At 52.2% G+C, this 16959-nt stretch carries 2 protein-coding genes; both read right to left on the bottom strand.

Features of this window, described 5'->3' with window-relative positions; all coding sequences use genetic code 11:
- Positions 1 to 30 precede the first annotated feature (30 nt).
- On the bottom strand, positions 31 to 16434 hold the full coding sequence (locus Q394_RS22540) for an IPTL-CTERM sorting domain-containing protein (protein WP_038141918.1): 16404 nt from the start codon (positions 16432 to 16434) through the stop codon (positions 31 to 33).
- Positions 16435 to 16581: 147 nt separating this feature from the next.
- The gene (gene trxA / locus Q394_RS0117115; protein ID WP_028490319.1) at positions 16582 to 16950 is read right to left on the bottom strand and encodes a thioredoxin; all 369 of its coding nucleotides are present in this window, start codon (positions 16948 to 16950) and stop codon (positions 16582 to 16584) included.
- Between the last annotated feature and the right edge of the window lie 9 nt (positions 16951 to 16959).

Here is a 16959-nt window from a genome sequence, read left to right as displayed (position 1 = left end):
CCTTTTTATTTTCAGCCAATCATCACTAACTTAACGATACCCGCCCCCCTTGCGCCGGTAGCCAAAGGCTACCAACACCATCAGGAAGCTCAGTAACCACAGTGCCCATTCACCCAAGGTAGGGATTTGTGAGGGTGAGCCTAGTGAGATACTAGTACTGTCACCTGATGCATCAGTCTTACCATTATCCGTCAGAATATCCGCGTACTCTGGCTTACCGTCTCCATTCAAATCCCAGCTTGAATGTGCCTGATTGGTAATCGTCTGCTGCTCACCCACCTTGTCGAGAGCACTATAGAAGCGAATCACCACCTCATTAACCGCACTCTGCTCTGTGCTATTGCCGATATCAGCGCCAATCGTACCTGACCAGAATACTCGACCGCGAGGGAAGTCCTGACTCGGTGCTTCGTAGCGGCAAACGGCCGTGGTTGACGCACCCCGTGCTTCACAGTAAACCCCATCAGGGCTGACATTCGCACCTGCTTGCATCGCTGCATAGTGCGTACCCTCTGGCACACCATCATAGATTTCCACCCCGGCGACGTTGTCGCTACTACTGTTGATCCAGACCATTTGCCACAACATCACCTCATCACCAGAAGAGGTCACCGTTTTGATGGCTGTTGGCGGGTCAAACACGAAGCGTACATTCACCGAACTGTTGCTGGTAGCATCAAGGACGCCATCCAACAGCGTGCCATCTTCCAATACCGGCCGGGCAGTAACGCTGGCCTTATTGACGATACCGGCAGTGATTTCATCCTCGTAGTAGTAACGGATACGAGCATTGGCATCCTTACTTTGCGGGGCAAGGATAGCAGGCACTGTACCCACCGGCGTCAGCTTGTCAGCCGTCAGGCTAAGGGTTTCATCGACTACAGCCACTTGTGTCAGCCAGTTGTCGCCCGTGTTCGTCACCTCGAAACAGTACGTCACGTTTTCACGCTTGTTCTTATCGAGATCAACCAAGGTTAGCTCTGGCTTAGCAACATCCGTCCCGCACTTCGCACCACCGTCATGGCCTTGATAAGCGGTTTTCAATAACTGCACACGGCTATCAAGCTGAGCATCCAAGAAGTTGAGACCCGTACAGCTTGCCGTAGCATCCGGTAAACGGCACTGCGTCGCACCATTCACGGCTGCTACAACCACCGGAATGCGATTATCGTTATCCGACACCACATCAGCGGTGGAAACATAACCCGGCTTATCAACGGCCACGACGACCCAGTTACCCGTCACAACATTGACGAACACGTAATGCCCGGTTGCATCGGTCAAGACAGCATCCATGCGCTCACCATCATCTGGATTACCATCGCCATTCGGATCCGTGAACAACATGACATTAACGCCTTCCAGACCATTATCTGCATCCTGAAGACTGCCATTTTTATCACTATCCAGCAGCACATAGCCACTGATACTGCCTTGCGGCTCAGCATCAAGGAACAAAGGTTTGGTAGCCACTTGACCAGAAACCAAGGTGACAGGCACACGGTTATCATTTTCCCCGCCATTATCAGCCATTGACTCGTAGTTAGGCGGATCTTTTTCTACGACCACGTATTGTCCTGCTGGCACACCATCGAAGGTGAAATGACCGCTGCTATCCGTCAATACAGTTTGCACCGCCGCACCATCAGCCGGGTCGCCATCGCCATTCGGATCCGTGAACAAGATCACGCTGACTCCTGGAAGACCCGCTTCAGCCGCATCTGCCTGAGCGTTGTGGTTATGGTCATCCAGCACCGTACCACTCAGCACCACGTAAGACGCCGGATCATAGTCGAGGAAGTTAACACCTTCGACCTGATCATGACTGACCAACACAACACTCACTTCATCATGACTGATGACTGTACCTGCGTTGGAATCTGCCATGCTGCCCGTGGAGACATACCCCTCTGGCTGCCCTTCTGTCACAGTATAAGTTCCCGGTGGCAGAATGAACTGGTAACGGCCATTCGCCTCTGTGGTTGTTACCATAGTCAATGGATTGCCGAAGCTATCCGTACCACTAATGGTCACTGTTACGTTGGCAATACCGCCATCCGTTGTTTCCAGTGTCCCGTTAGCCCACGCATCGTTGACCACTTTACCGCTCAGTGATGCAGGAAAAATCCCCACATCCAGCCCAGTCGCCACACTGCCTGAAGCAAGCGTCATCAAGGGTGACGACCCCGTCACATCCACATCTGAATCCAACGCGGCATCTTTGCCTTGGTTCGCGGCAGTAAAGCTGCTATCTAACGACACCACCTGCACACTGTACTGACCCGCTGGCACGGTAAACAGGTACTTACCGTCCTTATCGGTCTGCGTCGTGGCGACGTGTTCGCCTTGCGCATCCAGCAACAACACAATCACCTTTTCCAGTGGCTTTTCATCAGCATCCTGCACACCGTTACGGTTAGCATCCAGCCAAACATAATCACCCAGTTTCGCAGGCAAGATCCCCGCATCCACCGTCTGATTACCCAGTTCACCCGAACCTACCAGTACCGTCGCCTTGCCTGTTACCGGGTCAGCATCCGAATCTGTAGCATCATCGTCGCCTTGATTCTGCACGGTCAGCTTGAGGGTATCTGCCAACATGAACTGCACCGTATAAGTACCCGGCACAACATCCCGGAAAACGTAGAAACCGGTAGCATCCGTCATCGTCGTGGCAACATCCTTGCCATTACTGCCAATCAGCTTGACGGCAACGCCTGTCACACCCGGCTCGCCTGCATCCTGCAAACCATTTTCGTTCAGATCAACCCACACATGGTCGCCGAGTACACCAGCTAGAATGCCCGCATCAATGTCCTTCACCGTCATGCTGGAAGTCATGGTAAACAGTTCTGTGCGCCCCGTTGCCGGATCAGCATCTGAATCCAGCGTATCATCGTCGCCGACATTAGCAGCAGTCAGGGTCATGTTATCCGGCGTGATAATCTCAACCTGATACTGTCCCGGCAAAACACCACTGAAGCTGTAAAGGCCATCCGTTCCGGTCGTCGTCGTCGCCACCCGTTTGCCATCCTTATCCAGCAGATTGACCACAATCCCGACAGCACCCGGTTCGGCATACATACCGTCATCCAGTGAATTACTGCTGTTATGATCAATCCACACCCGTCCCATCAGGCTAGCAGGTAAAACACCTGCATCCACATCTGGGTTATGCGCACCGGAAAGGACGGTCGCAGCCATGCGTCCGTTAGCATTGCTATCGCTGTCAAGCGCATCATCCGTGCCCGCATCCGTCTGAGTCAGAACGAAACCGTCTAGCCCTTCCAGTTGTACCTGATATTGCCCCGGCAACAAGTTGGAGAAGCGGTATTCACCGTTCACATCCGATACCAAGCGGTAAGGTTGTGACGGATTCAACAGATTCATAACAGGCTTGCCTGCGGCATCCAGCAACACCAGCGTGACATCACGGACACCTGGCTCATTCGCATCCTGCTGACCATTACCGTTCAGATCCAGCCAGATACGGTCGCCGAAGCTACCCAACTGGTAGAAACCACCATCCATGTAGAAGGTATCACCCGACTCCAGATTGACTGGCAAACCTAGGTTCGGCTGAATATCGCTATCAGTCGTATCATCACCGCCCTGATTCGCAGGCACTGGCAAGTAATCAGCAGGTGGCGTCACCACGATGACATAATGATCTGGCATCATCCCCGCAAAATTGTAAGCACCCTCAGGATTCGTGACCGTTGTACCGACCGGCACACCATCTGACGAATCACCATCGCCATTCGGGTCACTCAACAGGGTAACCGTCACACCCGGCAGCGCTGGCTCACCATTGTTATGCTTCCCATCACCATTGGTATCTTGCCACAACGAACCATTGACCGATGCTGGGCGTACCCCCGCATCCACATCCAGATTGTGTTCCCCAGCAGTCAGCGTCACCGTCACCGTGCGCTCCACTATGTCAGGGTCAGAATCCAGCCCCTCATTGCCCCCCTGATTTGGCAGGGTCAAACGCATCCCAAGCGGCAACTGGTACTCAAGCGTATAAACGCCCGGCATCAGCTTGTCGAACAGGTATTTACCCGCAGCATCCGTCATCGTCGTCAGGCTAACAGGCTTACCTTCACTATCCGTACCAGACAACACCACGGGTACACCCACCACAGGTGGCTCCGTACCGTCTTGCAGAGAATCGTTATTCTGATCCAGCCATACCACATCCCCCAAAGAACCCAAAGCGCTCGCATCAAGGAAATCACTCCCTGTGTTAGGTATCGCCGAGAAGACGGTGAGCGTAATCTGGTTGTCATTCAAGCTATCCACATCTGCCATCGACTGGTAGCTGGATGGGTCCGTTTCCACGATCACATACTGACCTGGCAGCACGTCTACGAAGGTATAGTTGCCCTGCGCATCCGTTTGCACGATTTGCACTGGCTTACCATCGGCTGGATTACCGTCACCGTTCGGATCGGTAAACAAGGTTAGCGTCACACCCGGCAGACCCGTTTCATCTTCCGCCAAGTCACCATTACGATTCTCATCCAGTCGAACTTGACCCGACACGGTTACTGGCTTGGCATCAAAGAAGTTCAGCGCGGTTTTATCATCGCCAGATTGCAAGGTCACCGCAATTTGGTTGTTGTTAGCGCCCTCCACATCTGCCGTCGACACCCACGTTTCAAGGTCAGCTTCTTTCACACGGTAAGTACCCGGTTTCAGGTTTTCGAACACGTAATAGCCGTTTGCATCCGTAGTAGTGGTGGCGACTTGCACGTCATCCAGCCACAGGCTCACGGTTACACCCGGAATACCGTCCTCTGCATCCAGCAGATCACCATTACCATTCAGATCGTTACGCACCTGACCATTCAGACGTGCTGGCAAGTAATCGAGGAAATCGTTCTGAGCAGATACCTGACCACTGGTCATAACTACACTGATCTCATCCGCATCGACAACCGTACTGCCTTGCGTACCTGCTTCGCTACCGGTGGACACCCTATCAGCCGGATTGGTTTCCTTGATGCTGTAAGTGCCCGGCGGTACAGCAAAGCTATACTGACCTTGCGTATCCGTCGTGGTTGCCAGTGTGACAGGATTACCAAATAAGTCCGTACCGGTCAGTGTCACCACCACACCCGCTACCGGCTTGTCAGCATCGTTTTGCGCACCGTTGGCATTGTCATCATTCAGCACCGTACCGCTGATCAGTGCAGGCTGGATACCCGCATCGACTGTCTGATTACCGACATTGGAAACGACGGTGACCGCGACTTTGCCCACAGCATCCACATCTGAATCCAGCTCATCATCCGCGCCTTGGTTGGTGCTGGTGAATTGTGCCTTTTCTGGCAACACAAACTGCACTGTGTAATTACCCGGCAATACCCCCGTGAAGTTATAGAAACCAGTCGCATCGGTCAGCTGGGTAGTCACTGTCTTACCACTGCTATCCAGCAGATTGACAGTAAGACCACCGACACCCGCTTCACCGGCGTCTTGCAGACCATTGTTGTTTTGATCCAGCCAAACGTGGTCACCCAGTTCACCCGGTTGGATACCCGCATCCACATGCGCCACGCTATCGGCAGAGTGCAGTACAAACACCGCACTACGCCCATCCGCCACCTGCACATCAGAATCCAGCGTGTCGTCGTCCCCCTGATTCGGTGTAACAAACGCCATATTGGCAGGCTGCACCGTTTCAATCAGGTATTCACCCGGCAGGATACCTGTGAAGTTGTACTGACCCTCGGCACTCGTGGTGGTAGTAGCCACCACTTCGCCGGTTTTCGCATCCAGCAAGTTGACGCGCACACCCGGCACACCCGGTTCCAAGGTAGTAGCGGAATCATCCAGACCATTGCCATTACGATCGACCCAGATACGCCCACTGATCGCCGCAGGCAAAATCCCCGCATCCACACTGGTAATCACCTGACCAGAAGCCAGCATCACTGCCACCAGCCCCGTACTGTCGGCATCGGAATCCAAGGAATCATCCGTTATGTGATCAGCTTGGGTAAACACAATACCTTCCGGTGCAATGAACTTGATGCTGTAATCCGCTGGCACAAGCCCCTTAAACTGATACATACCTGCTGCATCTGTCGTAGCAGTCGCCACCAACAGACCCGCCTTATCCAACAACTGGACAGTCATATCCGTGATCGCAGGCTCATTCGCGTCTTGCATACCATTGGTATTCGCATCCAACCAGACATAATCACCGATGCTACCCAGTTTGTAGAAACCAGCATCCACCGTGTTCAAGTTGCTGTTCAGGCGCACCGCTACCAGACCATTGCCATCCGCATCCGAATCCAGCGCGGCATCGCTGCCTTGCTTCGCTGGGCTGCGTTGATAACCATCCGGCTGGCTGAAGGTTACGAGGTAATCCACTGGCAACAGATTGCTGAACAGGTAAGCACCCTTGCTGTCAGTCAGCATGGCTTTCACTTGCTCATCCGCATCAGGAAGACCATTACCGTTCGTATCACGGTACAAGGCAACCATCACCCCGGCCAGACCCGGCTCATCCGCATCCTGCAAACCATTGGCGTTCAGGTCATGCCATGCCTTGTCACCCAGCGAAACCAAGGTCACGTAACCAAAGTCCACGTCATTGGTTTCCTTCGCAGGCAACACGGTGGCACTGCTTTGGTGATCTTTCACACCATCAGGGTCGCCGGTTTGTTGTGATCCAGCAGGCAAGCTCGCAGCGTCAACTTTGAGGGTATACGTACCCGGTTTCAAGCCTGTCGCTAAGTATGTACCTTGCGCATCTGTCGTCAGGGTAGCCACCACATTACCGCTGTTATCCAGCACGGTTACGTTGATGCCTGCTAACACAGGTTCACCCGCATCGTGTACCCCGTCGCTATTGGTATCTGTCCACACCACACCACTGAGGCTACCTTGCTGCTTGGTATCAAGGAAATCATTACCCGTGCTGTGTTGCGCTGAAGCCAAAACCACTGGTACGCGGTTATCATTGTCAGCTTGTGTATCGGCGGTCGAATCCCACAGCGACAGATCGGTTTCCACCACCACGTAATTACCCGGTTTCAGATTACTGAATAGGTACTTACCCTCGCTGTCTGTCGCGGTTTTTGCCACCTCAACATCATCCAGCAACAAGGTAACAGTAACGCCCGGAATACCCGCTTCCTCATCCGTTAAGGTGGCATTATCGTTTGCGTCATCACGCACTTGCCCAGCAATACTGCCTAAACGGTAATCGAGGAAGTCATGGTGTTCAGTCGTTGTGCCGCTTACCGCCGGAGTGGTTAATTCATCTGCATTTACCCCTGCCGCACCGGCTGCTGTACCGGGCTGGCTGCCACTGGAGAAGTAATCCGACGGATTGGTTTCCTTCAGGGTGTAAGTGCCCGCCGGAACCGTAAAGCTGTACAAGCCATCCTTATCCGTCGTCGTCGTCGCCGTTACCGGCGCACCGAAGCTATCCGTACCACTGAGAGTAATGATTACGCCCGCAAGACTACTTTCACCCACATCCAGCTTGCCATCGGCATTCAGGTCTTCAATCACGTAACCTGTCAGCTTGGCAGGTGCAAGACCCAGATCGAGGGTGATGTCTTCCGCCCCCAATGCCAGTGTGACCACTGATGTCATCAAGGTTGCAGGGTCAGCATCCGAATCCGCCGCATCATCAGCGCCTTGATCAACTGTGGTCGCTTTCACACCCTCCGGCAACTCAAAACCTACTCGGTATTCACCCGGTAATACGATGAACTGGTACTTGCCATCCTTGTCGGTCGTCGTGGTCATGGCATTACCACCCAAATCTGCGATGGGCTTGCCATCCTTATCCAACAGCTTGACGGTAACACCTGCAACCGCGAGTTCAGTCGCATCCTGTTTGCCATCGCCATTCAAGTCTTGCCAAACGTAATTACCCAGTTTGGCTGGCACAATGCCCGCGTCCACCGTCTGATTACCGACACCAGACACCACGGTGACCGCAACGTTGCCATCCGCAGCCGGATCAGAGTCGATCGTGTCATCACTGCCTTGATTGGCGGTGACCAAAGTCATCCCTGCTGGTGCAACAAACTGGACAGTGTAATTACCCGGTAATACTGCCGCGAAGTTATAGAAACCGCTCGCATCCGTCGTTTGGGTGGCAATTACTGCACCACTGCCATCCAACAAATTAACCGTGACATTTGCCACACCCGGCTCACCGCTGTCTTGCAACTTATTGCCATTACTATCCAGCCAGACACGATCACCCAATGCACCCGGTTCGATCCCCGCATCCACATGCTTTACGGCATCCCCGGAGGCAAGCACAAACGTGTGACTTTTGCCATCCGTGACGTTTACATCGCTATCCTTGGTGTCATCGCCGCCCTGATCTTGCTTAACAAAACCCATATTGGCAGGCTCTAACACTTGTACTTGATAGCTACCCGGCAATACACCGGTGAAGCCATACAAACCATCCGCTCCCGTCGTGGTTGTAGCCACCACATTGCCGGTTTTCGTATCGACCAGATTAATTGTCACGCCGACTACCCCGCCTTCCACACCATCATCCAATGCATTCGGGGTGTTGTTATCGATCCAGATACGCCCTGAGACAGAAGCAGGTTGAACCCCCGCATCCACAGTGTGCATATCCGCCCCTGACGTCAGGGTAATCACGGCCAAACCATTGCTATCAGCATCAGAGTCAAGCGCATCATCACCTTGATCAGCTGAGGTAAACGCCATGCCTGTCGGCGCAACAAACTTGACGGTATAGGTCGCCGGTGGCAAATCCTTAAACACGTAATGACCGTTAGCATCTGTTAGGGTCGTTGTCAGCAACGCCCCCGCGCTATCCAGCAACTGCACATCCACCCCGGCCAGCAGGAGTTCACTGCCGTCTTGTATCCCGTTGCTATTGGCATCCAACCAAACATAATCACCCAAACTTCCCAGATGATAGAATCCCGCATCCACGGTCAGGTTAGATCCAGTTTTCAGGCTTACTGCCACTAATCCATTAGCATCCGCATCGGAATCCAAAGAATCATCGCCCCCTTGATTATCCAGACTACGTAGATAACCAGCAGGCTGACTAAACGTCACCAAATAATCCAGTGGCAATAGTTCACTGAATTGATAAGCACCATTATCGCCAGTCACCACTGTCTTCAATTGCTCATCAGCAGTTGGAATACCATCACCATTCTTATCACGGAACAGCGTGACCAACACCCCTGCAACACCCGGTTCAGCAGCATCTTGTACACCGTTCGCATTCAGATCATGCCAAACACGATCACCCAGAATCACACTGCCAACATAACCGAAATCCAACCCGGTGGTACTAACACCCGGCATGATGGTTACTGTCGTTTGGTGATCGTTAACGGCATCAGGATCAGCCGTTTGCTGCATACCAACTGGCAAACTTGCCGGATCAACCTTCACCGTATACGTACCCGGCGGCAGGCTGTTAGCCTCATAAGCGCCATCTGTATCCGTCGTCAAGGTTGCGACGACGCTGCCACTCGCATCCAGCACAATAACCGTTGCACCCGGAATAGGGTTTTCGCCTGTATCATGCACACCATCGGTATTACTGTCTGTCCAGACAATTCCGCTGAGGCCACCTTTTTGTTTAGCATCCAAGAAATCATTGCCCGTACTATTTTGCGCTGAAGCCAATACCACCGGCACACGGCCATCGTTTGCACCCTGACTATCCGCAGTCGATTGCCATTCAGCGAAATCGGTTTCCACCACCACATAGTTGGCTGGTTTCAGGTCGCTGAACAGATAATTGCCTAGGCTATTGGTCGTTACGGTTGCCACGCTGACACCATCGGCTGGATCACCATCCCCATTCGGATCAGTGAACAACGTGATGGTAATTCCAGCAATGCCTTTTTCTGTATCGACCAGCACGCCGTTATAGTTCACATCATCACGCACTTGCCCAGCAATACTGCCCAAACGGTAATCGAGGAAATCATTATGCTTGGAGACTACGCCACTGGGTGCGGGCGTCGTAACCGCATCGACATCCACTACCACAGCACCCGAGACAGAACCCGCCCTACTAGCACTAGAGGTATAATCCGCCGGATTGGTTTCGCTCAACGTGTAAGTACCGGGTGGCACACTAAAATTGTAAAAACCATCCACATTGGTAGTGGTCGTTGCCGTCACTGGATTACCGAATACATCCGCACCACTCAACATAATGCTCACGCCAGCAATACCCGGCTCACCTAAATCCTGTGCACCATTGGCATTACTATCCTCTAGTACATAACCGGAAACCGTCGATACTGCCAGCCCTGCATCCTGCGTCATTTTCACATCGCCAGACACCAAGGTCAGCGCCGAGGTCAGACCTGTTGTAAGATCTGCATCCGAATCTGCCGCATCATTACCCCCTTGATCCAACTTCGTGAACGCCGCCCCCGTTGGCAGCACAAAGCCCACCCGGTATTCACCCGGTAGCACGGTAAATTCATACTTACCTGTCGTATCGGTCACGGCGGTGACTGCATTGCCACCCGCATCTAATACCGGCTTACCATCCTTATCCAACAAGTTGATGGTCACACCCATCACCGCAGGTTCAGACGCGCCTTGTGTGCCATCACCGTCCTGATCAAGCCACACGAAATCACCCAGCTTGGCAGGCACAATTCCCGCATCCACGGTTTGATTACCCACGCCAGACACCACGGTCAGTGCAATCTTGCCATCCACACCCGGATCGGAATCAATCGTATCATCCGTTCCCTGATTCGCCGTGACTAGCGTCATGCCTGCGGGCGGTACAAACTGTACCGTATAATTTCCGGGCAATACCGCCGCAAAATTATAGAAACCGGTCGCATCGGTGGTTTGAGTGGCAACAATCGCACCACTACCATCCAACACATTAACCACCACGTTCGCGACACCCGGCTCACCACTGTCTTGCAGCTTATTACCATTGCTATCCAACCAAACGTGGTCACCCAATGCACCCGGTTCTATCCCAGCATCAACGTCTTTGACTGCATCTCCAGAAGCAACCGTGAACGCATGACTTTTGCCATCGGCGACGTTTACATCACTGTCTTTAGTATCATCACTGCCTTGATTTTGCTTGACGAAGCCCATATTCGCAGGCTCCAGCACTTGTACTTGATAGCTACCCGGCAATACGCCTACGAAGTTGTACAAACCATCTGCGCCTGTAGTAGTCGTTGCCACCACATCACCGGTTTTGGTATCGATCAGGTTAATGGTCACCCCAACGACACCATCTTCCACGCCATCATCCGTCGCATTCGGGGTATTGTTGTCGATCCAAATACGGCCTGTCACGGAAGCGGGCAGAACGCCTGCATCCAGCGTCAGGTTGCTGTCACCGGACTTCAGCGTAGCCGTGGTAATGCCGTCACTGGCAACATCGCTGTCTTTAGCATCATCCGCACCTTGGTTTTGGCTGGTAAAGCTCATGCCTGCTGGCAAGCTAAAGGTCACGGTGTAGTTGCCCGGATACAAGTTATCGAAACGGTAGTTTCCAGCGATATCGGTCACTTGATTACCAGCAGCAATCGCAACACCATCACCACGAGTACCAGTCAAAGTTACGCTAGCACCGGCAACCCCAGTTTCAGACGCATCCTGTGTCCCATTGCCATTGGCATCGAACCACAGCAAATCACCCAGACTCGCCGCTTTATACAGACCCGCATCCTGATCCCGCAGATTCGTACCGCCAGCCAAGGTAAACACAGCCGTGCGCCCAGTCGTCACATTGGCATCGGAATCTTTGGCAGTATCCGTACCTTTGGAGGCACTGACAAAACCTGCGTAGGCTTCGGGTTTAGCGAATTCCAGCACATACTGGCCAGGTGTCAGGTTGGAGAACAGGTATTTCCCATTAGCATCCGTACTGGTCGTCCCCATCACAGTTGCACCCGTTTTATCGAGCAAACGCACGGTCACACCAGCAATGCCTAATTCATCGCCATCCTGAATCCCATTGCCATTCAAGTCATCCCAAACGAAGTCCCCGACACTGGCAAAATTAACAAAACCGAAGTCTGCATCCGCATACGCCTGCCCTTCTGCCAGAGTTACGCTGTGCGGGTCATTATTAGTGGTTAAGGTATACCCCACCAAATCAGTATCTGCCGTATCAATATCAACCTTATACACACCCGGCATCAAGCCGCTGAATAGATACGCACCATTCGCATCTGTTTGAGTGGTTTTCAGGGTATTCCCTGCGCTGTCTTTCAACAGTATGGTTACGTTGGCAAGATTGCTCGTTTCAGTCACATCTTGCTTGCCGTCACCATTGGCATCAAGCCATACACGGTCACCAATGCTAGCAGCGCGGAATAAACCAGCATCTACATCTTGGTTATTCACACCGACACCCAAGACACTCAAAGCGGTGCGCCCTGTGATCACATCCACATCACTATCACTGGTATCATCGGCACCTTGATCTTGCGCGGAACTGCTATAACCAGCAGGCTTCACCACTTCCACGTAGTAACTGCCACCTGCTAGCCCAGTGAACTGGTACTTGCCAGCCGCATCAGTACGCGTAGTTTTCAGTTCTACGCCATCCTTATTCAGCAGTTTAACCAGCACATTAGAAAGCCCTTGCTCACCGACATCCTGTACACCGTTCTGGTTCACATCGTTCCACACGGTATCACCAAGGCTTGAAGGGGGCGGGATCAAACCAATATCCAACGTCAGGTTGGAAAAGTCATCGCCTGTCGGATCTGTAATACCACCCGCATTATCACCGGTCGGCTCATTACCTGTCGGCACTCCCCCCGGCAGCGGAGGATTAGCTGTCAACTCGATCAAACCAGTACGTACACCATTTGCGGTCAACGTCCCGGTCACATAGCCGTGTTGGTCAACCGTTTCATTTTTATCATTGGCTTCAGTTGCTCCATCTGGAATGACGGATGCCTGCCAACCGTACAACTTGCCCCCGCTTTGGAACTGGCTAGCCGGAATTTTCACATAATAGCTGCCACCTGCCAGCGGCTCGAACAGGAAGCGCCCGGCCCCGACTGTCCCGGTCGTTGTCGTCGCCACTTTCTTGTCGGCGCTGTCATACAAATCAATGGTCACACCATCCGGCGCAGGCGCATCAATGCCAGCGTCATACACGCCATTCTGGTTATTGTCGGCAAACACGAAGTCACCGATGGAGTAAGCCGCCACTTGCACGGAAACGTTGTTGGAGCGCAGAAATTGGTCACCCGGCAGTGAGGTAGAATCCATCGTAAAGCGATTGGTATACAAATCACCCGGCTTGTTGGCAAGCACCGAATTCGGATCAACCGTATCACCTGCCTGCAAGGTAAAGGTCGATTTCATGCCCTGACGCGGATTACCGTCACGTTCCAACGCATAATTCGACACGAACTTTAACGCAGTGGTTTTGGACAGATCAGCCGGGCAACCCGCTGAGCCAAATTGCGCATCGGTACACCATGTAGAGGTATTGTTATCTGGATCATAATTCACCGTTTCAGGTGCATCGGCGGTGTAATACCACATACCCAGTTCGGGGTTAGGATCACTCCCCCCAGGCATTGTGCCATCCAACCATGCAATCGTCGGTTTGCTGGTCAACACCAGTTTCCCGTGAAAATCGGATGCCGGAGTACGTGGTGATTTGGAGGCTGAACCATCCCCACCACCAGAGGTAAAAGGCAGTACATCAATCACAGTGGGTGAATTAATGGTGAACGAAGCAGCAAAGTTCGCCCAGGAAATGGTATACACCTGATCATCGTTCAAATCATCCAGCGGCATATCCACTTGCTTCGACAACTGGATCGAGCCGGACTGTTCTAGCGTAATAGTGTGCTCATCCTGCTGGCGCGAAGCAGAGAACGCCACATTATCAGCCCGAATTGTTGCCCAGTTCACCACATTGCTGTTATTTGGTGCGAGGGGATCTGTATCCGTACAGAAAATACGTGGCGCAATCTCGGTGTTCGCGGTCACACTACCCAGACTCCACGTCAAACGGGTGTAACCAGCGGCGGCGTTTCCATCCTTATCAGTGTTGTATTCAATCAAACCAGGTGGCGTATTGCCTGCTTGCTCCAAAGTACAACTGGCGCTGTAACTAGCTGTCGGTGGTATAACATCGACAATTTTCACATTGTCCGCCACTGCCGTACTTTGAAGGGATTGTGCAGAGGTATTCAGCTTCCAGACAATGGAGTTCCCCGCCAAGGTTGAGGCGGTTTTGCCGGAAGCTGCAACAGGTGTCAGGGATTCGGAGTCAATCCGCAGGGAAACACGATTCAGGGTTACACGGTCGCCGTCACAACTGCCTGTTTCTGGCATCGGCTTGTAATCACGGGGGTTAGCTGGCGTCCAGGTCTGCGCCCATTGGTCCGATTTCACCGAACCAAAGCTGGCCAATACTGTACCAATAGGCACTTGCTGACCATTTTGTGGCCCACCATTAAAGGTATTACGCGCCTCTAAGGGCACAGTGAAACGAATATATTGCCCCGGTTCAAGCGCATCTACCACGGGATCTTTAAGACGGGTACGCACCATATTGACCGCATCAACACCACCCGGCACAGCATTAATATCTGTAAACCAACCATCGGGAGGCACTGCATCATCACAACGCAATGCGGCTGATTTTGTCCAATCCCCGATATAACGCCCACTAGCAAGATCGTAATCTTTCGTGCCGTTATGATCACCATCCAACATATCATCGCCCGTCACATCAGTATGACCGTATTCGACAATATACTTACTGGCATCAAAACCTTCACCGGCATACGTTCCTACATAGGCATAGACACCATCCGTTGGCGCACCAATCTTGTCACGAGTAATAGGTTTCTGCGTGGAATTATCAAACGCTGTACAAGCAACCGGGTTGGTCAAGTTCACTGAACCGCTATTACCGTAATGAAGCATATTATGGAAAGTTTGCCCCGGCTCTACTGCACCATCACCGGAATGCCAACCACTCTGAGTAGGCAGGTACGTATACGCGGCTCCACTGCCATTTTCGCGATCAAAAATATAATCGCAGAAACTGCCTGCCGGGAAAATCGGGTAATCAGTTGGCCCCAAACGGTTATTACTGCGCGTATTGTCATCCATCAACGCACCGTCAAATCCCGGTTCGGTCAATGCACCAAAGTTAGATGTACCCGATACGCCATTAGGGTCAAAGCCGCTAAACAAGCTGGACACTTTTACCTGCCCGTTGTTGTTACCCATGACACCATCTTCTGCGTCAATGGTACGGAACGGAATCCAGACCTGTACACGATGATTAATCACATAATATGGGCCAGCACTCAGGTCAGATCCGCTATAAACGGTTTTGGTTGGGTAACGATTACCCGATAGATCCGCATTTTTAATGCTAAAACTGTAATTCGATGTCGGGTCAGCCGGATTGCTGCGCGTGTATTCGCAGAGACCAGAATCAATAACTGCCGTATTCTGTGGTTGGTCAGCGTATATAGTTTCATTACCCCAAACCTCACCACCCCAACCAGAAGGCTGTGGAATACACTGAGTAATGTAGTATTCAAATTCCGGGTACGGCGTCACCCCATCGGTATGAGTCGCCGTAATCACGTCACTAAACGAAAACGGCTGGGTAATGGCTTCCACCCCGGTTTTACGGGTTGCGGCCACCCGGATCATCATGTACGTGTAATAACCCATTTCCAAGCCATTCCCTACATCGCGCTTGCCAGGGTCACGGTTATACAAGCCTTGCACGGAGGAAAGGGAGTGGATCAAATCGTAAGCTGGCGCTGCCGAAATCATAATCGGCCCTACTTTAGGACTATCATCCGGCGTGGCGTTTTCTACACCTGCCGCATCCAGTGAGTACAAACGCTGCTCAGAGGTATAGCTCGAACCATTCGGGGACTCACCCGAAATTTTCACATAAACCGAAAACGATTTTTGCTGGCCTTCAGTGAACTCGCCAAGGTTGCAAATCAGTTTGCTGGAACCATCCGGGTTGCTCACGATAGTAGATACAGGGGAATCACCACCACCGCCAATGACGGTACACACCACGGGAATACGCTCAAATGCAATCACCGCACTATCAGCGGGCGTAATAATCTGCTCTAAGATGACGTTTTTGAGGTTTTCCGCACCGGGTGCATAATTATTCGCAGTCACTGACCATGAATGTGCTACCACATCCTGATTTCGCACTTGCAAGTTAGCTTCACCACAGTCATCCCCCGGATCACCTTGCGCAGTAGCATCGGCACAAGTATTCAAGGTATTAAAAGGTGAAGTACCATCAACAGTACCGTTATTCGGCCCGAATGGCCCAAGATTGAGCTGTGCTTCTGCCATCGCCAGCGGCGAAAGCAACATAAAGACGCACAGCCATAGGACACGCAGCCCAAGCGCAATGGAAGGATGAGACATGAAAACCCCTGTTCTTATCATTTTATCAGCAGACAACATGATCAATTTTTATTAATAGGGATCGATTGTCACATAAAACAGACCGTTCAGACACAAAAAAGCCGGGCTGAACCCGGCTTTCTGATAAGCGGTACTAATGAATAGTGCTTATGCTTGCTGTTCCTGCGCTGCAATATCAGCACGCACTTTATCCATATCCAGCTCACGCACCTTCGCAATCACTTGCTCCAGTTGTGGCTCACTCAACATGCCCGCTTCGGCAAACAGGATGACCTGCTCACGGAAAATCATCAGCGTCGGGATGGAACGGATCTGGAAATGGCCAGCCAACTCCTGCTCTTCTTCGGTGTTCACTTTGGCAAACACGATGTCAGTGTGATTGTCTGACACTTTATCAAAGATTGGTGCAAATGAGCGGCAAGGGCCGCACCAAGGTGCCCAAAAGTCGATGATAACGATACCGTTTTCCGTGATCGTTTCTTCAAAACTCTGCGCGGTCATTTCTTCGACTGCCATGGCATACTC

It is taken from the genome of Thiothrix lacustris DSM 21227 (genome assembly GCF_000621325.1).
Taxonomy (GTDB): domain Bacteria; phylum Pseudomonadota; class Gammaproteobacteria; order Thiotrichales; family Thiotrichaceae; genus Thiothrix; species Thiothrix lacustris.
Note: the sequence above shows the minus strand (reverse complement) of the source record. Positions and strands in the feature narration are given on the sequence as shown.

Excerpts from the sequence above, each read along its gene's own strand:
- Q394_RS22540 (WP_038141918.1), bottom strand. The coding sequence starts at position 16,434 with ATGTCTCATCCTTCCATTGCGCTTGGGCTGCGTGTCCTATGGCTGTGC.
- trxA (WP_028490319.1), bottom strand. The coding sequence starts at position 16,950 with ATGGCAGTCGAAGAAATGACCGCGCAGAGTTTTGAAGAAACGATCACG.